Origin of the sequence: Mesonia oceanica, from assembly GCF_902499555.1 — a bacterium.
GTDB lineage: Bacteria > Bacteroidota > Bacteroidia > Flavobacteriales > Flavobacteriaceae > Mesonia > Mesonia oceanica.
This window is the reverse complement of sequence record NZ_CABVMM010000019.1, coordinates 1-25,950: the sequence shown is the minus strand read 5'-3', so window position 1 is coordinate 25,950 and position 25,950 is coordinate 1. Positions and strand designations below refer to the sequence as shown.

20 protein-coding genes are annotated in these 25,950 nt (G+C 36.6%); 6 read left to right on the top strand and 14 right to left on the bottom strand.

The features are described from left to right. Positions 1 to 22 precede the first annotated feature (22 nt). Positions 23 to 541 carry a YceI family protein gene (locus FVB9532_RS18050; protein WP_150546582.1) on the top strand — a complete coding sequence of 173 codons (519 nt, stop codon included), beginning with the start codon at positions 23 to 25 and terminating at the stop codon, positions 539 to 541. Here the strand turns inward: FVB9532_RS18050 and FVB9532_RS18045 are convergent. The 4 genes from FVB9532_RS18045 to FVB9532_RS18030 form a co-directional block, all read right to left on the bottom strand. Then, the gene (locus tag FVB9532_RS18045) at positions 538 to 2,226 is read right to left on the bottom strand and encodes a NupC/NupG family nucleoside CNT transporter (RefSeq protein WP_150546581.1); all 1,689 of its coding nucleotides are present in this window, start codon (positions 2,224 to 2,226) and stop codon (positions 538 to 540) included. The genes FVB9532_RS18050 and FVB9532_RS18045 overlap by 4 nt on opposite strands. Before the next feature lie 9 nt (positions 2,227 to 2,235). Next, positions 2,236 to 2,865 carry a bifunctional nuclease family protein gene (locus FVB9532_RS18040; RefSeq protein ID WP_150546580.1) on the bottom strand — a complete coding sequence of 210 codons (630 nt, stop codon included), beginning with the start codon at positions 2,863 to 2,865 and terminating at the stop codon, positions 2,236 to 2,238. Positions 2,866 to 2,967: 102 nt separating this feature from the next. Beyond that, on the bottom strand, positions 2,968 to 3,936 hold the full coding sequence (locus FVB9532_RS18035) for an electron transfer flavoprotein subunit alpha/FixB family protein (RefSeq protein WP_150546579.1): 969 nt from the start codon (positions 3,934 to 3,936) through the stop codon (positions 2,968 to 2,970). Between the two features lie 48 nt (positions 3,937 to 3,984). Further along, a complete protein-coding gene (locus FVB9532_RS18030) occupies positions 3,985 to 4,731 on the bottom strand; it encodes an electron transfer flavoprotein subunit beta/FixA family protein (RefSeq protein WP_150546578.1) in 747 nt (248 codons plus the stop codon). 173 nt (positions 4,732 to 4,904) lie between these two features. On the opposite strand from FVB9532_RS18030, the gene FVB9532_RS18025 reads away from it, so the two are divergent. From FVB9532_RS18025 to FVB9532_RS18005, 5 genes are all read left to right on the top strand, one after another. Beyond that, entirely contained in the window at positions 4,905 to 5,894 is a 990-nt protein-coding gene (locus tag FVB9532_RS18025; protein ID WP_150546577.1) for a pyruvate dehydrogenase complex E1 component subunit beta, read from the top strand. A gap of 64 nt (positions 5,895 to 5,958) precedes the next feature. Then, complete coding sequence (locus FVB9532_RS18020) at positions 5,959 to 8,451, top strand: DUF5686 and carboxypeptidase-like regulatory domain-containing protein (protein ID WP_150546596.1); 2,493 nt, start codon at positions 5,959 to 5,961, stop codon at positions 8,449 to 8,451. Positions 8,452 to 8,530: 79 nt separating this feature from the next. Then, positions 8,531 to 9,040, top strand: coding sequence for an inorganic diphosphatase (locus FVB9532_RS18015; protein ID WP_150546576.1), 510 nt, complete (start codon positions 8,531 to 8,533; stop codon positions 9,038 to 9,040). A 108-nt stretch (positions 9,041 to 9,148) separates the two neighbouring features. Continuing rightward, positions 9,149 to 11,401: a sodium-translocating pyrophosphatase gene (locus FVB9532_RS18010; protein WP_150546575.1), complete on the top strand. Its 2,253-nt coding sequence runs from the start codon at positions 9,149 to 9,151 to the stop codon at positions 11,399 to 11,401. A gap of 55 nt (positions 11,402 to 11,456) precedes the next feature. Then, positions 11,457 to 12,494 carry an App1 family protein phosphatidate phosphatase gene (locus FVB9532_RS18005; RefSeq protein WP_150546574.1) on the top strand — a complete coding sequence of 346 codons (1,038 nt, stop codon included), beginning with the start codon at positions 11,457 to 11,459 and terminating at the stop codon, positions 12,492 to 12,494. Positions 12,495 to 12,496: 2 nt separating this feature from the next. Here the strand turns inward: FVB9532_RS18005 and FVB9532_RS18000 are convergent, their stop codons facing one another. The 10 genes from FVB9532_RS18000 to FVB9532_RS17955 all read right to left on the bottom strand — a co-directional run. Continuing rightward, positions 12,497 to 13,162 (bottom strand): sterol desaturase family protein, encoded by a 666-nt coding sequence (locus tag FVB9532_RS18000; RefSeq protein ID WP_150546573.1) that lies wholly within the window; start codon positions 13,160 to 13,162, stop codon positions 12,497 to 12,499. Positions 13,163 to 13,176: 14 nt separating this feature from the next. After that, the gene (locus FVB9532_RS17995; RefSeq protein ID WP_150546572.1) at positions 13,177 to 13,791 is read right to left on the bottom strand and encodes a deoxynucleoside kinase; all 615 of its coding nucleotides are present in this window, start codon (positions 13,789 to 13,791) and stop codon (positions 13,177 to 13,179) included. A 9-nt stretch (positions 13,792 to 13,800) separates the two neighbouring features. Further along, a complete protein-coding gene (locus tag FVB9532_RS17990; RefSeq protein WP_150546571.1) occupies positions 13,801 to 14,583 on the bottom strand; it encodes a hypothetical protein in 783 nt (260 codons plus the stop codon). Positions 14,584 to 14,592: 9 nt separating this feature from the next. Next, entirely contained in the window at positions 14,593 to 14,919 is a 327-nt protein-coding gene (locus tag FVB9532_RS17985) for a DUF6122 family protein (RefSeq protein WP_150546570.1), read from the bottom strand. Positions 14,920 to 14,922: 3 nt separating this feature from the next. Further along, entirely contained in the window at positions 14,923 to 15,249 is a 327-nt protein-coding gene (locus FVB9532_RS17980; protein WP_150546569.1) for a DUF202 domain-containing protein, read from the bottom strand. Then, positions 15,246 to 17,012: an SLC13 family permease gene (locus tag FVB9532_RS17975; RefSeq protein ID WP_150546568.1), complete on the bottom strand. Its 1,767-nt coding sequence runs from the start codon at positions 17,010 to 17,012 to the stop codon at positions 15,246 to 15,248. Before FVB9532_RS17975 ends, FVB9532_RS17980 begins: the two co-directional genes overlap by 4 nt. 13 nt (positions 17,013 to 17,025) lie before the next feature. Further along, positions 17,026 to 17,952 carry a 2-hydroxyacid dehydrogenase gene (locus FVB9532_RS17970; RefSeq protein ID WP_150546567.1) on the bottom strand — a complete coding sequence of 309 codons (927 nt, stop codon included), beginning with the start codon at positions 17,950 to 17,952 and terminating at the stop codon, positions 17,026 to 17,028. Between the two features lie 24 nt (positions 17,953 to 17,976). After that, positions 17,977 to 19,338 carry an acyl-CoA dehydrogenase family protein gene (locus FVB9532_RS17965; RefSeq protein WP_150546566.1) on the bottom strand — a complete coding sequence of 454 codons (1,362 nt, stop codon included), beginning with the start codon at positions 19,336 to 19,338 and terminating at the stop codon, positions 17,977 to 17,979. Positions 19,339 to 19,415: 77 nt separating this feature from the next. Continuing rightward, complete coding sequence (locus tag FVB9532_RS17960) at positions 19,416 to 22,016, bottom strand: DUF3857 domain-containing protein (protein ID WP_150546565.1); 2,601 nt, start codon at positions 22,014 to 22,016, stop codon at positions 19,416 to 19,418. A 181-nt stretch (positions 22,017 to 22,197) separates the two neighbouring features. Next, positions 22,198 to 25,950: T9SS type A sorting domain-containing protein (locus FVB9532_RS17955; protein WP_150546564.1), on the bottom strand; the 3,753-nt coding region annotated here is incomplete at its 5' end.

Sequence of the window (25,950 nt, the reverse complement as noted above, 5' to 3'; positions counted from 1 at the left end):
TTTCAGTTTAAAAAATAACGTTATGATAAATTTAATCGTAAAGTTAGTCTTCTTTTTAGCAATAGCTCAAACATACGCTCAAAGCGGAACGGTGAGGATAGAAGTACGAACAAATGTGAATAAATTTACTTGTTCCTGCGATGAAGAGAGTTTTGTTTGTAGAGAATTTGATGCTAATCAAAAGGTGTTAAAACTTCCATTAGCTAGTTTTTCTTGTCCTAAACGAATGATAGAGAAAGATCTAGTTGAATTGTTTGAAGCTGAAAAATACCCGCACATTTCTATTGAAATTATCGATTACGTTGAAAGTAACAGTATTATTTCTGCAGCTATAAAGATCACCATTAAAGAAGTTGAAAAAGTGTATCAGCTTCAGTTAGGGGAAACTTACGATAGCGAAGGATTTTACTTCACCGGAAGCCAAGAACTCAACCTTACCGACTATCATATTGAACCTCCGGTAAAAGCTTTAGGGCTGGTAAAAGTAAAGCCTGTAGTTGATATCGAATTTAGGATTCCGGAAGAATTTGTGATTAATTAACCAATAATCATCCCGGCAATGGTTGCAGAAAGTAAGGAAGCTAAGGTACCTCCAATTACCGCTTTAATACCAAATTCAGATAAATTTTTACGTTGTCCCGGAGCTAAGGAACCAATACCACCTAATTGAATTCCAATCGATGCAAAATTGGCAAAACCACAAAGCATGTAAGTCGCCATAATAATCGATTTTTCGTAAGTTAAACTCAAGGCTGTTGCCGGGTTTTTTAGTTCAGCTAACTGGATATAGCCTACAAATTCACTGGCGGCTAATTTGATACCAAGTAATTGTCCCATTAGCATCATATCTTCTTTCGCTACCCCAATTAACCACATTAGCGGTGCGAAAACCGTTCCTAAAACAGATTCAATAGAAAAGGAGTTGTAAGGAGTGTTTTCAGCTAAAAAAGAGTTTAAGTGTGTCCATTGCCCCACTTTTCCAAAGCCATAATTCACCATGGCAATTAAAGCGACAAATACCAATAACATTGCACCAACATTTGCAGCTAATTTTAAACCTTCGGTAGTTCCAATGGCAATTGCATCTAATACATTAGAACCAATTTTTTCTGAAGAAACCTCCACATCGGTGTTGATTTTTTCTTGCTGCGGATAGAGCATTTTAGAAACCACAATAGCTCCCGGTGCTGCCATCACCGATGCAGCTAATAAGTGTTTTGCAAATTCTAAACGCATTACTGGATCGTTACCTCCTAAAAAACCAATATAAGCGGCTAAAACACCACCGGCCACGGTGGCCATCCCGCCAATCATCACCAGTAAGATTTCAGAACGCGTCATCCGTTCTAAATAAGCTTTAATCATTAATGGGGCTTCAGTTTGTCCAAGAAAGATGTTTCCGGCCACGTTAAGACTTTCTGCTCCCGAAATTCCTAAAAGTTTAGTAAGTACAAAAGCGAAACCTTTTACCACAACTTGTATAATTCCGTAGTAAAAAAGAATCGAGGTTAAGGCTGAAAAGAAAATAATGGTTGGTAATACCTGAAATAAAAATATATAACCAAAGCTCGAAGTATCCATCAATCCGCCGAGCAAAAATTCACTTCCTGCAGCGGTAAATTCAAGGATTTTTACAAAAATACTTCCAACAAATTCAAATAAGCTTTTTACCCAATCTACTTTTAAAACACCGTAAGCTAATAAAAGTTGAAGTGCTAAGCCAATTCCTACAGTTTTCCAATTAATTGCTTTGCGGTTGCTACTCAATAAAAATGCGATAACCAATAGCGTAAACATTCCTAAAGCTCCTCGCCAAAAACTGTTAAAAGTAAATCCTTGACTTTTTACAATTTGTTTTTCGTTGCCTTTAGCTTCATTGGAAGGAGGAAGTTTCATATTCAATATCCTTCCGTTTTGTGTTAAGGTTAGGGTAGAATCCGTTAAACTTTCTACACGAAATCGTTGAATGCTATCTTGTGGAATATCATAAAACAATACCAGGTTATTATTCTGAAAAATATAAGAACCGGATAGCTGTTTCCTTTCTTCCGGGTGAAGCCAGTTAAAATTTCCATCTTTTAAGGAAAGACTCCTGAAATTTTGATTAGCAGAAGAACTAAAGGTTGAATCTAATTCTTGAGTGATTTTCCATTCTTGCTCGATATTTTGAGCGAAGGAGAATGGGATGATTGCAATAAATGCAAGTAGCGTGAGCAAGTTTTTCATTGCCGAAAATTATTTTCGTTTAGAAATTTCGTCCCTTAATTGTGCGGCTTTTTCATAGTCTTCATTTTTTACCGCTTCATCTAATTCTTTTTCTAATTCTTTAAGGGACTTTTTGTTTGATGAGGTTTCTTCTGAAGGGGAATCGGTAGCATCTTTCAATACGTCTTCAATAATCAGTTCAGCTCCTTTTTCTTCTTCGGGGTTGGATTGTTCCATTGGAGGGTTATTCTTTAAATAGATTCCTGCTTTATCCAATATGTTTTGATAGGTGAAAATGGGTGCATTAAAACGTAAGGCTAAGGCAATGGCATCACTGGTGCGGGCATCGATAATTTCTTCAATTTTATCACGTTCGCAAATCAAACTGGAATAAAAAACACCATCTACCAATTTATGGATGATCACTTGCTTAACGATAATAGAAAAACGTTCGGCAAAGCTTTTAAATAAATCGTGTGTTAAAGGCCGGGGAGGGCGTATGTCTTTCTCTAAAGCAATAGCTATTGATTGCGCCTCAAAAGCACCAATCACAATAGGTAATTGTTTTTCGCCTTCTACCTCACTAAGCAAAAGAGCATAGGCTCCATTTTGGGTTTGACTGTAAGAAATTCCTTTTATAGTTAATCGCACTAAACTCATACCACAAATTAATCAAAAGAGATTAAATAAAAAAGCGACCTAAATAAAACCTTTGGCGTATTTAGGTCGCCCTAATTTTCAGGGGCACAATTTAGGAAAAAATTAACTGTTATTGGCCTTAAATTCTTTTAATTTTTCGGTGAGTTGAGGTACTACTTCAAAAGCATCTCCAACAACTCCATAATCTGCTGCTTTAAAGAACGGAGCTTCAGGGTCGTTATTAATAACTACTTTGTATTTTGAAGCATTAATTCCCGCTAAATGTTGAATAGCTCCAGAAATCCCAATCGCAATATATAAGTTGGCCGCTACCGGTTTACCGGTTTGCCCTACGTGTTCACTATGTGGTCTCCAGCCCATATCACTTACAGGTTTAGAGCAAGCTGTTGCAGCTCCTAACGTATCTGCTAAATCTTCGATCATTCCCCAATTTTCAGGACCTTTTAAACCACGGCCTCCAGAAACTACAATTTCAGCATCAGCAATGGTAACTTTGTTGGTTGCTTTATCAACCGATTCTACATTTACTGAAAAATCACTTTCATCTAAACTTGGAGAAAAATCTTCCACGTTTGCATCGGTTTCATTTTCTTTTAAACCATAAGCATTTTTAGAAATACCTAAAATTTTTACTTCGCTGGAAATAGAAGAGAAATTAAAAGCCTTGTTGGTGAAGGCAGTTCTTTTTACCGTAAAAGGCTCGGTACTCTCGGGAAGCGCAACGATATTAGATGCGTAACCTGCTTCTAAATTAACCGCTAAAACCGGTGCTAAATATTTGTCGTTAGCGGTTTGGCTAAGGACTACTGCTTTGGCATCTTCATTTTTTGCCGCTTGTGTAAGTACATCGGCATAAGCATCAGCATTAAATTTAGCAAGTTTATCGTTGCTTACTTTTAATACTTTGCTTACTCCATATTGTCCTAAGCTAGCATCGTCTTCTGCATTTATACTTACTGCGGTAACCGAAGTTCCTAATTGGTCGGCAATGCCCTTGGCATAAGAAGCAGCTTCAAAAGCAGCTTTTTTAAATTTTCCGTTTTCTGATTCTGTATATACTAAAACTGACATTTTTTTATTTTTTAAGATGAATAATTACTGTTGAATTGTTGAGTTAGCTTAGATAGCTTTTGCATCGTTATGAAGCAAATCGATCAATTCATCTAAATTATCTTTATCTACTAATTTCACTTCTCCTTTAGGAGCAGGTTTAGCAAATTTTTCAGCTTTTGTTTTGGCATCTGCACCAACAGGTTCCACTACGTTTAAAGGTTTTTTACGAGCCATCATAATTCCTCTCATGTTTGGAATTTTAAGATCGCTTTCTTCTACTAAACCTTTTTGTCCTCCAATCACTAAAGGAAGATTAGCGGTTAAGGTTTCTTTACCACCATCAATTTCACGAATGGCTGTTGCTTTATCACCTTCCACTTCTAAGCTTACGCAAGTGTTTACAAAATTAGCTTTGATTAATTTTGCTAACATTCCAGGAACCATTCCACCATTGTAATCGATAGATTCCCTTCCGGCAATAATTAAATCGTAACCTCCATCCTGGGCCACTTTCGCTAATTCTTTCGCTACTTGAAAACCATCGGTAGCAGGTGTGTTCACTCTAATAGCGTTATCGGCACCAATCGCTAATGCTTTTCTTAAAGTAGGTTCGGTATCTGCTTCACCCACATTTACCACATCTACGCTTGCGCCTTGCTTTTCTTTAAACCACATAGCACGGGTAAGCCCAAATTCATCATTAGGGTTAATCACAAATTGAACTCCGTTGGTATCGAATTTAGTATCTCCTTCTGTAAAGTTAATTTTAGAAGTAGTGTCTGGTACGTGACTTATACAGACTAATATTTTCATTTTCTTAATATATTTTGATTAAAATTAGATTTATAAAAATGTTTCTTGCGAATATAAGGAATTTGATAATAAAATACTATGCAAGCATAATATTTTTTTTATTGAATTTTCTATAGGTTTTGCGAGTGTATTCCTTATTTTTGTGTTTCGATTAAAAATATAGTGAAATAATAATGAGAACAATTCAATTTAGGGAAGCAGTAGCCGAAGCGATGAGCGAAGAAATGCGTCGTGATGAAGCAATTTACTTGATGGGAGAAGAGGTTGCTGAATATAATGGAGCATACAAAGCATCTAAAGGAATGTTGGACGAATTTGGTCCTGAGCGTGTGATTGATACACCAATCGCTGAAGCTGGTTTTAGCGGTATTGGAGTAGGATCTACCATGACAGGGGCAAGACCTATTATAGAGTTTATGACTTTTAACTTTAGTTTGGTAGGTATTGATCAAATTATCAACAACGCGGCTAAAATTAGACAAATGTCCGGTGGGCAATTTAATTGTCCAATCGTTTTTAGAGGGCCAACCGCTTCTGCAGGTCAATTAGGAGCTACGCACTCTCAGGCTTTTGAAAGCTGGTATGCGAACTGTCCCGGGTTAAAAGTAATTGTTCCTTCTAATCCTTACGATGCGAAAGGACTTTTAAAATCTGCTATTCGTGATGACGATCCAGTCATTTTTATGGAAAGCGAGCAAATGTATGGAGATAAAGGTGAAGTGCCGGAAGCAGACGAAGAATATACTATTCCAATTGGAAAGGCAGACATTAAAAGAGAAGGTAGTGATGTAACAGTCGTTTCTTTTGGTAAAATCATTAAAGAAGCCTATAAAGCTGCTGAAGAATTAGAAAAAGAAGATATTTCAGTAGAAATTATAGATTTAAGAACAATTCGTCCAATGGATCATGAAGCCATTATCGAATCTGTAAAGAAAACCAATAGATTGGTGATTTTAGAAGAAGCTTGGCCGTTTGGAAATATTTCAACAGAAATTACCTATATAGTGCAAGAGAAAGCTTTTGATTATTTAGATGCACCTATTATTAAAATTAACACAGCAGATACTCCTGCACCTTACTCTCCGGTATTACTAAAAGAGTGGTTGCCTAATAGTGAAGATGTTGTTAAAGCTGTGAAAAAAGTAATGTATAAAAATGTATAAGTAAAATTATACAACTATATTTACAACTTCATCTTCTGCCCAGAAGATGAAGTTTTTTGTTTATATGAAATATTACTACCTACTTTGTTTATTGTTCGTTAGCTCTTTAAGCTTTGCTCAGACAAAGGCAGGGGGGTATGTGAAAGACTCAAGAGGGGAACCTGTTCCTTTTGCGAATGTTCTTTTTGTAAATTCTTCCGTAGGAACAATTACCAATGACGATGGTAGCTTTTATATAGAAACCGAAAAAAGTTATGATGCTTTACAGGTTTCTTTTCTAGGGTTTCAAACTCAAACCATACCGTTAGAGAAGTCAGCCTCACTTAACCTTGAAATTATTTTAGAAGAAGAGCAAAACGCCTTAGATGAAATAGTGATTTATCAAGGAAAAACCTCTAAGAAAAATAATCCTGCTATCGATATTCTTCGAAAAATTTGGGAAAATAGACGGGATAACGGGATTTATAAATTCGACCAATACCAATACAAGAAATATGAAAAACAAGAATTTGATTTAAACACTATTGATAGTGCGTTAATCAATAGTCGTATTTTCAAAGGGATGGAATTTATTTTTGAAGAAACCGATACCAATGCGGTGACAGGAAAAACCTATCTCCCTATTTTTATTAATGAAGCGGTTTATCGAGTTTATGGAAACAATGAGTCCGGAAAGAAAAAAGAAGTACTTATTGGGAATAAAAACTCAGGTTTTAGCGATAATCAAACTTTAATTGAATTTGTAAAAGACCTATACAAAGAATATAATGTTTATGATAACTACCTCAAGTTTTTCGATAAAAGCTTTGTAAGCCCACTTTCTACTACTGGGATTAATGTCTATAATTATGTGTTGGCCGATAGTACTTTTATAGATAACAAGTGGTGTTACAAAATTGTTTATTATCCACGTCGAAAGAATGAACTCACTTTTAAAGGTGATTTTTGGGTGAACGATTCCACTTGGGCGATTAAAAAAATAAAATTAGCGGCTACCAAAAGTGCCAACATTAACTGGGTACGAGATATTTATATTGAACAGGATTTTGATGTACTCAATGATTCTATTTTTCTAATTACTCGGGATCACTTTATGTCAGATTTTGCTTTCAGAAAAAAAGATGACGCCCGTGGAGTTTATGGAAAACGGACGACCTTATACGATGAATATGCTTTTGATATTGAAAGAAGAGAAGAATTCTATGAGAATAATCGCGATCAATATATTGAAAAAGTTTATAACCGTGATAGCACCTTCTGGCAACAAAATAGATTGGAGCCTTTAAATAACGATGAGCAAAAAGTTTATACGATGCTCGATACCTTAAAAACAGTTCGGGCTTTCCAACGATTATATAATATAGGTTCTGTTTTAGCTTCTGGTTATATTGAACTTGATAATTTTGATTATGGTCCAATTTTTTCCACTTTTGGCTATAATGATGTCGAAGGGATTAGGGTGCGAGCTGGAGGAAGAACTTACTTTGGTCGTAATGATCCTTGGCGAATAGAAGGCTACACCGCTTACGGGTTTAAAGATAATAAATTTAAGTATGGTTTATCAGGAAAGATTTTGGTAGATCCGCGTTCACGTCTAATACTTAGTGGAGGTAACCGTCGGGATGTTGAGCAATTGGGAGCTAGTTTAACCAATACCAACGATGTGTTGGGGAGAAGTTTGGCTTCCTCCTCTTTGATTACGGTCGGGGCCAATATGAGCTTAACCAATATTAACCTAAGTACTTTTTCTTTAGAAGCAGAACCTTGGAAAAACGTTAACCTACGGGTAAGTGGTTCTTATCGGACTTTAGAATCGGCTTCAGATGAGTTTAGTTTAGCTTATTACACCAATGAAGAGCGAACTAAAACCGCTTCAGAAATCAATCAAACTGAAATTTCTACGATACTTACTTATTCTCCTGGCCGGAAAACAGCAGGCTATGGTGTAGAAAGGATTATTATTAATGAGGGCGATTATCCACGCTTATTTTTAAATTATGCGGTAGGAATAAAAGGACCTTTTAGTAGTGACTTTGATTATGAAAAGCTTCAGTTTTACTACCGGCACCCATGGCAACTAGGAGGTTTTGGTAAATTAACGACCACCTTCGAAGCAGGAAAAACCTTTGGTGAAGTTCCTTTGGGCTTATTGAATGTAGTTCCCGGAAACCAAACCCTATTTTCTATTTTTGGTACTTATCCGCTCTTAGATTATTATGAATTTGTCACAGATACCTATACGAGTCTTCATTTAGAGCATAATTTTAACGGAAGGTTCTTTGGGAGGATTCCACTTATTCGGGATTTAAACCTTCGGGAACTCATCGCTGTAAGAGCCGTGATGGGAAGTATTTCAGATGAAAATCAATTATTAAATGCTTCTACTTCGCATCCCGTTTTATTTGCACCTGAAAATGAACCTTACTGGTCTTATAGTCTGGGGATAGGGAATATATTTAAAGTATTTCGATTAGATTTTCACTTTCGAGGAAATTATTTTGATAATCCAGATGCCAGAAGTTTCGGGATTACAGGATCTTTCGGATTTTATTTCTAAAAAAATAGCTTATACTCAGCACATTTGTTAAATTTGCAGCCTTGTTAAAATTTAAAGTAAATTAGATAATTGTTATATAATGACGTTTGATGTATTAATTGAAATCCCAAAAGGAAGCCGAAATAAATACGAGTATGATTTCGAGCTTAAAAAAATCAGATACGATAGAATGATCTTTTCTTCTATGATGTATCCTGCAGATTATGGTTTTGTACCTGAAACTTTAGCTTTAGATGGGGATCCTCTAGATGTTCTAGTATTGGTAACTGAACCTACTTTCCCGGGTTGTGTGATAGAAGTAAAACCTATTGGAGTTTTTCATATGGCAGATGAAAAAGGTCCCGATGAAAAAATTATCTGTGTACCGGTAAGTGATCCTATTGCTAATAAAGTAGGTAACCTAGATGGATTAAACCCTCACTTGATAAAAGAAATAGAACATTTCTTTCAAGTTTATAAAGATCTTGAAGAAAAGAAAGTAGATGTTGGTGGTTGGGGAGATGTCGAAGAAGCAAAAGATATCGTTACTCAGTGCATAGAACGTTTCAAAAAAAGTGACGTTCCTGTAAAGGAAGTAAGTATTCGATAAAAACTGATTTTTATCATATTAATTGAAGCAGTGCTAAAAAAGTGCTGCTTTTTTTATTGATTTTAGAAAATATTAGCTTAGATTTAATAGAATTTTAATATTTGTTCTATGGAATCTAATGTGCTATTTCTTCCTATCATCTTAGCAATTTTAGGAATTATCTTTATTATTTTTAAAGCAAATTGGGTTAAAAAACAGCCCGCGGGAAATGAAAAAATGCAAAACATTTCCCAAAGCATTAAACAAGGGGCGCTCGCCTTTTTAAATGCTGAATACCGTTTACTTCTTATTTTTGTAATACTTGCTTCTATAGCACTCTTTGGGGTTTCTACTTTAGTTGATACCACAAGTTGGATGATTATTCCTGCGTTTATTATTGGAGCTGTTTTTTCAGCCTTAGCAGGAAATATAGGGATGCGAATTGCTACCGAAGCCAATTCTCGTACCGCAGAAGCAGCCAGGACAAGTTTACCAAAAGCTTTAAAAGTTTCTTTTAATGGAGGGACCGTCATGGGCTTAAGCGTTGCTGGGTTAGCCGTATTGGGTTTAAGCCTATTGTTTTGGTTTTTTATGAGTCAATTTCTGTTAAATGAAAAACCATTTTATACTGAAATGACAACGGTGCTAGAAGCTCTTGCCGGTTTCTCATTGGGTGCAGAATCGATTGCCCTTTTTGCCAGGGTTGGCGGCGGAATTTATACCAAAGCAGCCGATGTAGGCGCTGATTTAGTAGGGAAAGTAGAAGCGGGAATCCCGGAAGACGATCCTCGGAATCCTGCTACGATTGCCGATAATGTAGGAGATAATGTAGGAGACGTTGCTGGAATGGGGGCCGATTTATTTGGAAGTTATGTAGCTACTGTTTTAGCTGCCATGGTGCTTGGAAATTATGCCATTAGGGATATGTCAGTAGATGGGGCTTTTACAGATAGTTTTAATAATATGGGGCCTATTTTACTTCCTTTAGTAATTGCAGGAGTAGGGATTTTAGCTTCTGTTATAGGTACTTTTTTAGTGAGTATCAGTTCTAACGATGCTAAAGAAAGTCAGGTACAAGCCGCTTTAGATCGTGGAAATTGGGTAGCTATCATATTAACTTTAATCGCTTGTTGGTTTTTAATAGATTGGATGTTACCTAGCGAATTGCAAATGAGCTTTTTTGGTGAAGGAGTGCTCGACATCCCTTCGCAAAATGTTTTTTGGGCAGCTTTAATAGGCTTATGTGTAGGGGCTTTAATTTCTTTGGTGACAGCACATTATACCAGTTTAGGTAAAAAACCAGTGTTGAGTATCGTGAAGAATAGCTCTACTGGAGCGGCGACTAATATTATTGCCGGTTTAGCGGTGGGCATGAAATCTACTTTTCTATCTGTCATTTTATTTGCAGCAGCTATTTACGGTTCGTATGAATTGGCCGGATTTTATGGAGTAGCTCTAGCAGCTTCCGCAATGATGGCCACTACCGCGATGCAATTAGCGATTGATGCTTTTGGGCCCATTGCCGATAATGCCGGGGGAGTGGCAGAAATGAGTGAATTGCCTGATGAGGTTCGTGAACGTACAGATATTTTAGATTCCGTTGGAAATACCACGGCAGCAGTAGGGAAAGGTTTTGCAATTGCTTCAGCAGCATTAACTGCTTTGGCCCTTTTTGCCGCTTACGTGACCTTTACAGGGATTGAAGGAATTAATATTTTTAAAGCCGATGTACTGGCGGCCTTATTTTTAGGCGGAATGATTCCTGTTGTATTTTCTGCTTTAGCCATGGAATCGGTAGGGAAAGCTGCGATGCAAATGGTAAAAGAAGTACGCCGACAGTTTAAAGAAATTCCCGGTATAATGGAAGGAACGGCTAAACCCAACTATGCCCGTTGTGTAGATATTTCGACTAAAGCCGCTTTGAAAGAAATGATTTTACCGGGACTTATAACCATCATCGTTCCTATTTTAGTTGGATTGATTTTTGGTGCGGAACCTTTGGGGGGTTATATGGCCGGAGTTTGTGTTTCTGGGGTTATGTGGGCTATCTTTCAGAATAATGCAGGTGGTGCTTGGGATAACGCGAAAAAATCTTTTGAAGCCGGTGTTGAAATTGACGGGAAAATGACCTATAAGGGAAGCGATGCTCATAAAGCCGCTGTAACGGGTGATACCGTGGGAGATCCTTTTAAAGATACTTCAGGACCTTCTATGAATATTCTTATTAAACTTACCTGTTTGGTAGGCTTGGTATTAGCCCCTATTCTAGGGAATCATTCAGTTGAAATAGAAAACGAAGAAGCTTTTTCAATAGAGAGAAACGAAATCATTCAGCAACAAGAAAATTCTATTTCTATTCAGGAAAATCTTAAAGAAAATTAAAGTAGAAAGTTTTCTTTTTAAAAACTTCTATCTTTCCATTTCAATTAAATGGTAAATGATAAGAAGGATAAAAAAACTACTGGGGCGTTACAAAAATTACGAACAAATTTTGGTGACGCCCTATCGTAGTTATGCTACTCCCCATCATTTATATGTTTACGGTCGTATATTGGATAACGAACCGCTAAAAATTCAACAGGAACAGAACTTTTTTAAAACTGTAAAAAACACTTACAAGCAATTTGATAGTTTCGAAATTCCTGATGCTGAATTATTACTAAAGCTACCCAACGGACATTTATTTACGACCAAGAGTGATAGTGAAGGATATTTTGTGTTCAATGAAAATCTAAAAGAAAATTTAGCCGAATATTGTGACGAGGAAGGTTGGTTGAGTTTTGAGCTTTTCTATAAAGGTGAACTTTACCCAAAAACGGTTTTATTGAAAAATCCTTTTGAAGGTGAATTGTTAGTGCCTGATGAGAAAGCTGAGTTTGGAGTAATTAGTGATATTGATGATACCATTTTGCATACCGGTGTAACTTCTTTTTTTAAATGGCGTTTACTGAAAAATTCTTTATTTACCAATGCTTATAGGCGCATGCCGTTAAAAGGGTCTGCAGAACTTTATCAAAAATTAGCGATTGGCTTACAGGAAACTTCCCGTAATCCAATGTTTTATTTGAGTAATAGCCCTTGGAATTTATATGAATACCTGAAGTTGTTTTTAGATCACAATCAATTTCCTAAAGGGCCTATTTTGTTAAGAAATTTACGGGGTCCTTTTGATAGTACTTTAAAACCGGAAAAACCGCATAAGCAACGGCAAATTATTAATATTTTAGAAAGTTATCCGCATTTAAAATTCATTTTAATAGGAGATAGCGGAGAACATGATGCTTCCATTTATACCGATATTGCTGCTCAATTTCCAGATAGGATTTTGTGTATTTACTTAAGAAGCGTTCAGCACAAAAAAAGAATGCGACGTGTAAAAAGTATTATTGATAATTTTGAAACGACTCCCGTACTGATGATCAACTATTCTGAAGAAGCTGAACAGCACGCACGGGAAAATAATTATATCATTTAAGATTAATCGTCTATACTGGTGCCTGCAGCGGCCCTTCTAGCTCTAGGATTTTTTCTTGGCATGGTTTGGAAAATATGATCCCAAATAGTGGAAGATACACCAAAAGCCCTATCGGGTTCGCGATAGTGATGAATACTGTGGTGATGCCACAACACTTTTAAAAAGTTGTTAGGAACTTTAAACGCATGAACAGAGTAGTGTACTGCTAAATAAGCTGCATATCCAATTAAAAATCCTGCTAAAAAGCCAAAAACAAAATCACCAAGTACTACGCGATAAATAATAAAAAGTACTGTGGCGATAATAAGACTTAATACCGGAGGCATCGCCAAACGTGATTTGTCTTTTGGATAATCGTGATGCACACCGTGCATGGTATAAGAAATTTTCTTTTTACGCTCAGAAGTTGCCGGAATGTGGTACAAATAGCGGTGCATAATGTATTCTACAAAAGTGAAGAAAAGTAAACCGGCGAAAAATAATAAAATCATTTCCGGGGTGTGAAAACCTTTTTCTATAACTCCATAGTAAATTAAAGCTGCCGAAATTACCGAGAAAATAATGAGCGGTAAAGAAATGTGCGTATGCGTTAACTTTTCTAAAATAGGATTTTTAAAAAGTTGTGGTGAGCCTTTATGTTTAGGTCTTTTTAATTTAGTTGATTCCATAGCATTTTATTTTTTTAAAATAATCCGTGAAGTTCTCCGTCAATTTTATTGATGATGTCACCAAGATCTTCAGGATTGTCTACAAAGTTAATGTTATCTACATCTATAATCAATAAATTTCCTTTACTGTAATTATGAACCCAAGCTTCGTAGCGTTCGTTTAATCTGCTTAAATAATCTATTGAAATAGAATTTTCGTAATCCCTACCGCGTTTTTGTATTTGTGCCACTAGATTGGGAATACTACTTCTTAAGTAAATAAGTAAATCTGGTGCTTTTGTAACACTTTCCATTAAATCGAACAGCGACTTATAATTTTTAAAATCTCTGTTGGTAAGCAATCCCATCGCATGTAAGTTAGGTGCGAAAATAAAAGCATCTTCGTAGATGGTGCGATCCTGAATAATATTCTTACCACTTTCCCTAATCTCTAAAATTTGGCGGAACCTACTGTTTAAAAAGTAAATTTGAAGGTTAAAAGACCAACGCTCCATTTGGTTATAAAAATCTTCCAAATAGGGGTTTTCCAGAACATCTTCAAATTGGGGTTCCCATTTATAATGTTTAGCCAAAAGCTTTGTGAGGGTAGTTTTTCCGGCACCAATATTTCCGGCAATAGCTACATGCATAAGATTCAGTTAATTAGATGGGTTTAATTGATATCTATAGATAAAATTATCGGTGTAAAGATAAAGGTTTTCGTTATTCAAATAAAAATCTTTAACGGCATTTTGAGAAATTTCCAATGGCGTAAATGCTTTTGCATCACGCTTTAAAATAATCCATTTTTCTTGATCTTTACCCACAATCAGGTTATTATCTTGCCTAAATTCAAAATTCTCGGGAACGGGAAAAGCATTCATAAAACTCCCATAGGAATTATAGAATTCGAGTTTTTTCTCTTGTAATAACCAGCAAAAATTAAAATTGCTTTCTTGTTGAATTATTTCCTGATTAATAGGCTGGGTGTGAAACAATACTTTTTTGGTATTATAATCAAACAATTCCAGTTGTTGAAGGTCTATATTAAAAATCCATAGACTGTTATCTTTTCCTGTGGTCGCGTGGTATATATTTCTAAAGTTGGTAATGGTTGTAAAGTTAATTCGGCTAATTTCATTTAGTCGATTATCTACAATAACTACAGTATTCATATCCCGATAAAAGAGAGTGATTTTTAAAGGATTTAATAAATCTACTGAAGTTAATTCTCCTAATTGGATATCTGCAAATTGATAGGTTTTACTGCCTTCAATTTTATAAAAAGTGTTTTTCTTGATTCCATAGAAATTATTGAATTTGTCCACACCTACAAATCGCTCTAACTGAAAAGGTGTTTTTTCAATCAACTTCGTGCTCACTTCTTGTGCAAAAAGAGCAAATTGAATAAAAAAGGCCAATAAGAAAAACTTCAGCTTCATAGGTTAAAGTTACCCAAAATTATTCCATAAACAATCGATTCCGTCGGCAAACATATGAAAACATAAACCTATACAGATAAGTTTTAAGATTTTATGCTGAATAAATAGTGCACCTAATACGTAAATTCCAATAGCTAAATAAGAATGTAAGGGATGAAAGTTAATGCTACATCGATGAATCTGAAAAATAGGTTCTGCTAATAAATGATCTGTATCTACCAACATGGTGGCCAGTAATATTAGCCAATATTTTTTCCAATTATTTTTATCATAGAGATAGGCGATTCCTGCAATGGCAATAAAATGCAAAAAATAATGAACCAGGTTTTGGAGCATGAATTACGATTTGTTTTCTTCCTCCTCGGGAGGATCCGGCAAAAGTAAATTTTTTAATTTTCTTTCTAAGGCAATGTAGCGCCAAACTCCAATTAAAATAAACAGTACGCAAACAAATAAGGATACGTAACCCACCCAATGTACACGTGGATATTCTTTAATTTGTAATAAAGCAATCCCGGCAATTAGCAAATACAAAGATGCTCTGATGTAGGCGAGTAAGGTTCTTTCATTAGCCAATTTGGTACGTTCTAAAGCCAAATGCTCCCGAAGCTTTTTTTCGTTAATTACCTGTGGTTTAAACGGATTATGTAGTTTTACTTTTTTCATTTAAAAGGAAAAAATAATGGGATTATGAATGAAGCAGCAATCCAAATTATAAAATTTAGCGGAGTTCCTACCTTTAAATAATCTTTAAATTTATAATTACCCGGTGCATACACCATGGTATTGGTAGGGTAACTAACGGGTGTCATAAAAGTTAGTGAACAAGCAAACATTACAGCAATAATGAGTGGTCGTGAATTTACATCCATCGCTTCTGCCAAGCTAATGACAATGGGGGTCATTAAAGCAGCAGCAGCTTTGCTGGATAAAACATTGGTAGATAAAAAAGTGATTAAAAAAATCAAACTGAGCGTTATGCGAGGGTCAAAACTGCCAATGCTGTCATAAATCAATTCGGATATTAATGCTGAACCTCCGGTTTTTTCTAAAGCTTTTCCCATAGAAAGTACACCGGCAACCATAAAAATTACTTTCCATTCAATGGCTTCATAAGCCTCTTTAGGTTTTAAAATCGTTGTAGAAACGACTAATAAAGCACCCACCAAGGCACTAATTAAGATAGAAGTGAAATTAAGTGAGGCCGCTAAAATCACTCCAATTAAAATCAATAGGGTAGGGATGGCTTTTTTTAAATTGAATTCCCTAGCCTTATACTTTGAAAGAGGTACCACTAATTTATTGGTTACCAAAGTGTTTAAACTCTTACTGGAAGCATAAAGGAGTAACATATCGCCTTCCATGAGCGTGAGTTTAGAAACTTCTTTAGTGATGGTTTCTTTACGATGGCGAATGGCTAAAACCGACGCATAATATATATTTCTGAAATTTAACTGAATCAGTGAATTTCCGGCTAAAGAAGAACCGTAGGGAATCATTACTTCATAGATTTTTTTGTCATCTTTTGTTTCTTCATTAACTAGTTGTTGGTCACCTACTAAGCTGTAATTGGTGTTGGATTGTAGTTTTGCTAAATGTTGCGGATCGATAAGTACTTTAATAACATCGTGTTCCCGTAAAATAGTTTCTTCGTTGATTTCATAAACCCGATGGTATTTTCGCTTCAGCATTAAAATTTGAGCTCCAAAATCTTTTGTGAGTTTAGTATTGATAATTGCCTTATCTATGTCTTCATTTCCTGCCTTCAATTCAATTTCAGCAATGTATTGTTCAGCGTGTTTTTTTAGGGAGGTAATTCCTTTTCTTTTGGGTAAAAGCAGGGGGGAAACTATAAACATATACAACATTCCCAAGGTTAATAAACACAAAGCGGCTAAAGAAAATTCAAACATCCCCAAGGGTTCTATGCCGCTTTCTGTAGCATAGCTATTCACTAAAATGTTGGTAGAAGTTCCAATAACCGTACAGGTTCCTCCAAATAAAGCTGAAAAGGAAATTGGGATTAAGAGTCGGGAAGGAGGGATATCAGTTTCGCGGCAAACCAATAAAGCCATTGGGATCAGTACAGCGACTACGGCAGTATCATTGATGAATGCAGAAAAAATTGCTGCTGTGAGACAAAAAGTAATTAACGCAAAAATGTAATTTATTTTTGCCAGCCTAATAATTTTATCAGAAAGCCCGTCGATAATTCCAGATTTAAAAATAGCGGCGCTAATTACAAACATACATCCTAAAGTAATAGTGGCAGGATGGTTAAAACCAGCGAAACCTTCTTCCGGACTTAAAACCCCGGAAACGATAAACAACGACATAATAATGATAGAAGTCGTGTCTATGGAGAAATATTCTTTTACAAAAAGAATAATTCCGATGGCGATAATCGCGAATGTTAAATATAGGGTCATTTATGAACTAGCATTAATAGCCTTTTTCTAGATTTACTTCATCTTTTAAGTCTTTACCATTTTTAAATCGCTTAAAATTTTCCAACATTTTTGGTACAATGGTTTTTGGATTGGTAATACTTGCAGTATGTGGAGTAACAAAAATTTTGGGGTGGTTCCAAAATGGATGGTTTTCTGGTAAAGGTTCTTCTTTAAAAACATCTAAAGCCGCTCCTGAGAGTTGCTCGCTATCTAAAGCTGAAATTAAATCTTTTTCATTTAAATGTGCACCACGCCCCACATTAATTAAATAAGCATTTTTGGGTAGTTGATGAAAAAGTTCTGCATTCAAGATGTTTTCAGTTTCAGGGGTGTGCGGAAGCATACAAACCAATACTTCAGCTTTGTTTAAGAAATTACCTAATTCTTTTTCAGTATAGCTTTTTATCCCTTCTACATCTTTTTTAGAACGGGACCAACCTATTACGTTAAAGTCGTTTTTCTGTAAGAGTTGCCCAATGGCCTGCCCAATGTTCCCAAATCCTAAAATGCCCACAGTTATGTCTTCAGGACGATGGTACATTTTACGGTTCCAATTATTTTCTAACTGATTTTTAAAATATAGTGGAATGTGTTTAATGTGATTGAGCACGAGGCTTAGCACAAAATAACTCAAATCATAATTGAGGTATTCATCTTTTACACGTGTAACTTTTACGTTTTCCGGAATTTTTTTTGAAGTGATATGTTTTACACCTGCCGCCATCGAAGCAATTACTTTTAAATTGGGATATTTTTCAAAAGCATCTTGAGGAGGGTTCCAGGTGGCGATAAATTCTGTAGCTTCTCTGTTGGTGTCATCAGGATAAACTTCGACTTCAATATCAGGATTATGTTTTTTAAAGGTGGAAACCCAAACCGGAATATCTTTCCTGCCGGGACTTATAATTACTACTTTCATGAACTATTTTTTTCTTCTTCAAAATTATACAAAAGCACTGTAACCGGTAATGGCTCTTCCTACAATTAAGGAGTTAATTTCTTTGGTACCTTCATAGCTGTAAATGGCTTCAGCATCGGCTACAAAGCGGGCTACATCGTGTTCTAGTAAAATACCGTTGCCGCCCATTACTTCGCGAGCTCTACTTACAATATCTCGAGTTCGCATGCTGCAATAAACTTTGGCTAAGGAAGCGTGTTCATCGGTTAAGATACCTTCGTCTTGCATTTCAGAAAGCCGGAAGACCATGGTTTGCATGGCTGTTAAGTTTGAAAGCATTTCTACCAAATGGTTTTGCACTAATTGATAAGAAGCGATAGGTTTTCCAAATTGCTCTCTTTTTTTAGTATATTTTAAAGCACTTTCGTAAGCTCCACGAGCGCAACCAACAGCTTGCCAAGCCACGCCGGCACGTGTCATTTTTAGCACTTTAGCAGTATCTTTAAAAGAATTTGCATTTTGAAGACGGTCACTTTCAGCAATTTTACAATCGGTTAAGGTAATAATGGCATTTTGAACAATTCTTAAAGCCATTTTATCTTCCATTTTTTCAGCTTGAAAACCGGGGTTTTCTTTTCGAACAATAAAGCCTTTTACTTGGTGAGAATCTACGTCTTTTGCCCAAATGATAATTACATCGGCAAAAGTGGCATTACCAATCCATTTTTTTTGTCCATTTAAAATCCAATTTTCACCATCGAACTTACAGGTAGTTTCCATTCCTTGAGAAACTGCAGAACCTACATTGGGTTCCGTAAGTCCAAATGCTCCAATTTTTTCTAATCTCTGCATTTTGGGCAGCCATTCTTGTTTTTGTTCATCGCTTCCGCAGAGGTAAATAGAGCCCATCGCTAACCCGCTGTGAACTCCGAAAAAAGTAGAGATGGAAACATCAACGCGAGCGATTTCTTGTGCGATAATTCCTTCCATTAAGAACGGAAGGTTGGGGCAGCCATAGCCTTCATAGGGAACACCAGTAATATTTAGTTGAGCGAATTTCTCAATGATTTCAAATGGAAATTTCGCTTTGTTCCAATAATCGTTGACCAAAGGTCGCACTTCATCTTCCATAAAGTTCCTCACTTTAAGTTGAAGTTCGCGTTGTTCTTCGGTAAGTTTTAAATCTAGATTGTAAAAGTCACCATCAATAGGGGGGAGTTGATGCTGGCCTTTTTTACCTTGATGGTTCAGCATTTTCATTAGGCCTTTAATTTGCCTGTCGTCAAGGTTTCCTAAGGTATTCATAGCTTGCTTTAGGTCAATTTTTTCATTGAGTTTAGCAAGCTTTTCTAAGTCTACATCTTTAAGTAAACCAATGGTGTTTTTTATTTTGCTGAACAGAGCCATAATTCTAGAATTTTTATTATTCTAAAATAGGAATTAATTGGGCAGCGTATTGTTAAAGATTTCCGAAGAAATAGGAATTACTCTAACTCATTAGTTTTTTGAAATTCAGGAGTATTAATTACGTTTTTTGAATTTTCTGTCATAGGTTTTGTAAATGTTTCTTCAACTCTTTCAGAAAAAATAAAATATGGTATCCAAATACATGCAGATATAAATTTATAAAATAGGGATAAATAGTACTCTTGAAGTTCGAAGGCAGAAAATTGATTCTTAAAAATAATTTCTGTTGAGATTAATAATGACGCTAAGTAATATAAAAAATTAGTCCCCATCATGATAATCAATAATCGTGGTACAATGGTTTTTCGTTTGAAAAATAAAATAGTGATATATATACAAAAAACAGTCAGTGCCCAATTGTAAGAAAAATCGATTCCACTAAAAAGAGCTTGGTATAAATTTCCGTTCTCTTCACTAATAATAAATTTCCAATAATTATCTGTGTATATTAAAAAATCATTAGAGTTACTAAATATGTTGATAATTGTAACTAATGTAAGGATAATAGCAAATAGAATTAACCATCCGCCAATTTTTCTTTCAAATCTAGGTTCTGTAGAATTAGCTAGATCAAAATTTTTATTTATACTTAAACAGCCAATTATAGAAAGTATTGTAATTAATAAAAATAAAATAGTTGATATCCAGAATGAATTTTTTTGAATAGTATCTGTGGGATTAATAAGTGCATTGTCAGCCCCTATTTTTTTATTATAATACAAGATATACCTTAGGTTTTCCTGCATTTTTTGATGATCTTTATAATAGGTGTCTATATCTTTTAAAGCTATATGATCTGTTGAAGTCTGGTAAGAATAATTTAGATGAATTGCATCTTTTTTGAAATAGCTTTGGTATCCAAACTTATAATCTTCATTATCAATATTTATATTTTCCGGTTCTATGGGCCAATAACTAGGAGTGTAAATGACAATTTCATGGTTTATATTTGTATTTGGAGCCAATGCATAAGGGGATTTCCTATTTTTAATAGCATTAGGGTATAAATAACTGTCTAGGCTGGAAGGATAAAACGGTACTGTTTGTGTTATATCTTCACCTTCATCTTTCCAAATACTCTCAATCTTATAATATTCTTTGATTATGAGTTGGTTTTCAATTCTATTATCATCTGTTTTAAAAGTGATTTCTGGTTGTATTCCCGGATAAATTAGATTATAAAATTCTGTAAATTCTTGCTGTATAGCTGCTTTGCTATTGTCGTTTAAAATGGCTCTTTGATTATCTGCAGAACCCCCTTTGTATGTGCTAATTATTTCTAAATATGCTCCACCGCCAATATTGTCTAAATCGAAATATTCAGTAATTTGTGTAGAAGAATTATTTGATGTTGGTAAACTTGTTAAATTAGATTCTCCTTCTTCTAAAACAAGTCCCTTTTTATAATCAGGAAAGTAAATGTTATTTATTTTTCCTCCTTGATTGTTTATAGTAGGGTCAATATATATAGTTTCATCTTTGTATTTTAATTGTACAATGCAGTGGTCAAAAATATCTGGTGAGGGAAGTTTGTTAGGTAATTTTTTACCGGAGGTGCTATTAACCAGAACAGGAGAGGAGTGAAAACCGTAAGCTTTGTAAAGTTCTGATAATAAGAAAGATTTGTCTTTGCAGTCACCATAGCGTTGTTCTAATACTTTAATAGGGGAGGTGGGTTTGAATGAGTTAAGTCCATCTTCAAATCCTAAATACCTTACTTCGTCTTGTACAAAATTTGTTATTTTTTCAAGCAAGAGCTTATCGTTTTCATTTATTTGAGTTTGAGACTCGAAAAGGTTTTTTAGTTTTTCAGAATTATTAAACTCGTAAAGAGGTTTGAATTGATAAACAATTTCAGACCAGTTTTTGTATTGTGATAATTGAATAGAGGGGAAAGGATCATACCATATAGGAGTGCTCTCTTCATAGTTAATAGGTTTTAAATTATAGCCTATCCATTGATGGTATTCATAATTTTGATCTTCAGAAATACTATACTTTAATTTTTTATTTTTATTATCTACAACTAAATACTCATCTTTTGGCTTGATAACACGTAATCTAATTTGATGAATGTTAAACATAAATTGACTGTACATCTCAAAAGAATATTTGTCTTGGTAGACTGGGTTATCTCCAATTACTGTGAATGAATAATCAATAATGTCTCCTATTCTTAAATCTTTAATTGCTTGTAGAACGGTTAGTTTTCCATCGTATAGATTTATTTCAGCATTTTGTTCTCTTTGAAAAACTTGTAAGTCTTTCTCGTTTAGTTTTTCAATAACTTTATGGTCTCTAATTATGTTAATATGATGTATTTCTAAATTTTGATAAGATGGGTCAAAATCTGCTGAAAATTCTCCCATATCTCTTACAGCATTATTATTTAAAACTTTATAAGCTACTCTGTGATAATATTCTTTTTTCTCTAAATGATGCTGGTTTTCTACAAGTAAAAAGTATGTGTTACCGGCATCTTGCGGAACTTCATTTTCGTAAGCTATTGCTGTTTTTTCAACCCAAGTTGGGGGAGTAGTGAGTTCTACGTTATCTAACTGAGCAAAAACAGTTGTACTTATTAAAAAAATTATGAAAGAGAATATTCTACTGTACATCTTATCTTATTAAAAATTAAAAATTTATTTATTAATGGGAGAGAGTTTTGAAATAATAATAGTTACTATTTTTTTACTCAAAAGAACCTACTCTTTCATACAGAATATTTTGGTTAAATAGATGGTATAAAAAAACCTCCCGTTATGGGAGGTTTTAGTTTGTAAAATATTTAAAGGTTGTTTATTCCTTGATGAACCTTTTCACTACCGTTCCATTCGCTTTTGATCTGATCATAGCAAAATACTGGGCAGCTTCGAGTTTGGAAATGTCGATGTGCTGACCCTGTGAGTAATTAACAAGGTCCATATCCATCACTTTCCTACCGTTAAGGTCATAGATCACCATTTTGTCAAGCGCTATGCTTTGAGGGTTTTCCACAGTGATATAACTATCAGCAGGATTTGGATACAGCTTCACTTTTCCAAGGTTTAATCTTGGTGCGTCCACTTTTAAATCCAAAGTAACTGTGATTATCGTGCTACATATGGAACTATTCCCGTACTGGTCTTCAGCAACAAATAAGATCTCGTGTTGACCTTCCTGTAGCAATGTACCTGCGGGTGGTGTCTGTACAATAGTGGTCACTTCACCATCACAACTATCGGTAGCGGTCACATCTCCATTGGCCACAAAATTGGCAAGGCTATAGAAGTTATCACCGGTGTTGCCTACGACCTCCATTTCTTCCATACATTCAATTACCGGTGCGGTAACATCGTTTACGCTTACCAAAGCAGAACAGGAAGCAATGTTCCCACTGGCATCTTGGGCAAAAACGGTTACTTCCACCTCTGTCCCCGCATCTTCACAGCTAAAGGTATCGATGTCCAAGCTTAAGGTCTCCACAGCACAGTTATCGCTGCTGGCGGTAACTATATCCTCCGGTACGATAGAAGCCTGTCCGTTTTCATCGAGGTTAATAAAGAGCGCCTGACAGGAAACCATCGGCATTTCGTTATCCTCTACGGTCACTACAGATGAACAGGTGGCCGAGTTCCCGCTCTCATCGGTTACGGTAAGGGTAACGTTGTTCATCCCTATCATTGTACAGTCAAAGGTATCGATATCCACCTCAAAAGAAGCGATGGTACAGTTATCGGTAGAGCCGTTGTCGATATCTTCAGCTAAAATGCTGGCGTTTCCGTTTTCATCTAAGCTTACGGTGATATCTTGACATACGACTACCGGTGCCTCATCATCAGCTACTACGATATCTACCGAAGCAGTAGTGGTACATCCGTTATCATCTGTTACGGTTACGGTATAGGTCCCTGCTACAAGTCCTGTAGCGGTTGCTGTAGTCTGTGCATCAGCGTCGTCCCATAAATATGTATAAGGGGCAACTCCTCCTGCTACCGTTACGGTAGCACTACCATCGGTAGCATCAATACAGGATAAATCGGTATCCACAGAGGCTTCTGCCAACAATGTCGTGGGTTCGGTAATAGTTACTGAAGCAATTGCCGGACAGTTGTTTGCATCTGTTACGGTTACCTCATAGGTACCGGCCAATAATCCTCCTATCGCTACGGTTTCATTATCGGTAACATCGGCATAAGTAGAGTTGTCAAAATCGAATTCATAGGGCGCTGCACCTCCGGTAATAGTTATGGATGCGGCTCCATTGTTAGCTCCGTTACAACTTGCGTTTGCGGTAACTATAGCGTCAATAACAATAGCTGTTGGCTCTGTAATGGTCGCCGAAGCAGTAGCAGTACATCCGTTGGCATCTGTTATGGTTACATTATACGTGCCTGCTGCAAGACCTATTGCGGTTGCAGTGGTCTGCGCATCGTTGTCATCCCATAGGTAAGTATAAGGAGCGGTTCCTCCAACTGCAGCTACAGTAGCTTGGCCATTTGCACTTCCGTTACAGCTTACATTGGCGTCTACTATAGCAGCTCCAGTCAATGTTACTGGTTCGTTAATGGTCGCCGAAGCAGTAGTAGTACATAAGTTAGCATCTGTTATAGTTACATTATATGTGCCTGCTGCAAGACCTGTAGCGGTTGCAGTGGTCTGTGCATCGTTGTCATCCCATAGGTAAGTATATGGTGCTGTTCCTCCAACTGCTGATACAGTTGCTTGTCCGTTTGATTCCCCGTTACAGCTTACATTGGCGTCTACTGTTGTAGATGCTGTTAGTGTTACTGGTTCTGTAATGGTAACCGAAGCAGTATCTGTACATCCGTTATCATCAGTTATGGTTACGGTATATGTTCCTGCTGCAAGACCTGTAGCGGTTGCCGTGGTTTGTGCATCGTTGTCATCCCATAGGTAAGTATATGGAGCTGTTCCTCCAACTGCAGCTACAGTAGCTTGGCCGTTTGTACCTCCGTTACAGTTTACATTCGTATCTACTATAGCAGATGCAGTGAGTGCTGCCGGTTCTGTAATGGTTACCGAAGCAGTATCTGTACATCCGTTATCATCAGTTACGGTTACATTATATGTGCCTGCAGCAAGACCTGTAGCGGTTGCGGTGGTCTGTGCATCAGTGTCATCCCATAAATAGGTATATGGAGCAGTTCCTCCAACTGCAGCTACAGTAGCTTGTCCGTTTTCCCCTGCGTTACAGCTTGCGTTGGCATCTACTATCGCAGATGCAGTGAGTGTTACTGGTTCGTTAATGGTCGCCGAAGCAGTAGCAGTACATAGGTTAGCGTCAGTTATAGTTACGGTATATGTTCCTGCAGTAAGCCCTGTAGCGGTTGCGGTGGTCTGTGCATCAGTGTCATCCCATAAATAGGTGTAAGGAGGAGTTCCTCCTGTGCCACTTGCTGTAGCAGTTCCATCATTACCTGCGTTACAGCTTACATTGGTATCTACTGTCGCCGAAGCAGTAAGTGTTACCGGTTCTGTAATGGTTACCGAAGCAGTATCGGTACATCCGTTATCATCAGTTACGGTTACGTTATATGTTCCTGCAGCAAGTCCTGTAGCGGTTGCGGTGGTCTGTGCATCGTTGTCATCCCATAGGTAGGTATATGGTGCTGTTCCTCCAACTGCAGCTACCGTAGCTAGTCCGTTTTCCCCTCCGTTACAGTTGACGTTGGCATCTACTATAGCAGATGCAGATAGTGCTGCCGGTTCTGTAATGGTTACTGAAGTAGTAGCGGTACACCCATTGGCATCGGTTACATTGATGGGGTAAGTGCCTGCCTGTAGTCCTGAAATGGCGAGTGTTGGATCAGGAAAATTACTGTACGTAGTACCGTTAATAACATATTCGAAAGGTGATGTTCCCCCGGTAAGTTCAATGGTAATATTTCCGTTTCCTCCGCCATTACAGCTCACGTTGTCATCCACTGTCGCAGATGCAGTAAGTGCTATTGGTTCTGTAATGGTAACCGAAGCAGTATCGGTACATCCGTTATCATCTGTTATGGTTACGGTATATGTTCCTGCAGCAAGCCCTACAGCGGTTGCTGTTGTCTGTGCATCAGTGTCATCCCATAAATAGGTATATGGAGGAGTTCCTCCTGTGCCACTTGCTGTAGCAGTTCCATCATTCCCTGCGTTACAGCTTACGTTGTCATCCACTGTCGCAGATGCAGTAAGTGTTACCGGTTCATTAATGGTAACCGAAGCAGTATCGGTACATCCGTTATCATCAGTTATGGTTACGGTATATGTTCCTGCAGCAAGCCCTGTAGCGGTTGCTGTTGTCTGCATATCAGCGTCATCCCATAAATAGGTGTATGGTGAAGTTCCTCCAACTGCAGATGCAGTAGCTTGTCCGTCATTCCCTGCGTTACAGCTTACATTGGCATCTACCATCGCAGATGCTGTGAGTGTTGCTGGTTCATTAATGGTAACCGAAGCAGTATCTGTACATCCGTTATCATCAGTTATGGTTACGGTATATGTTCCTGCAGCAAGCCCTGTAGCGGTTGCTGTTGTCTGCGCATCAGTGTCATCCCATAAATAGGT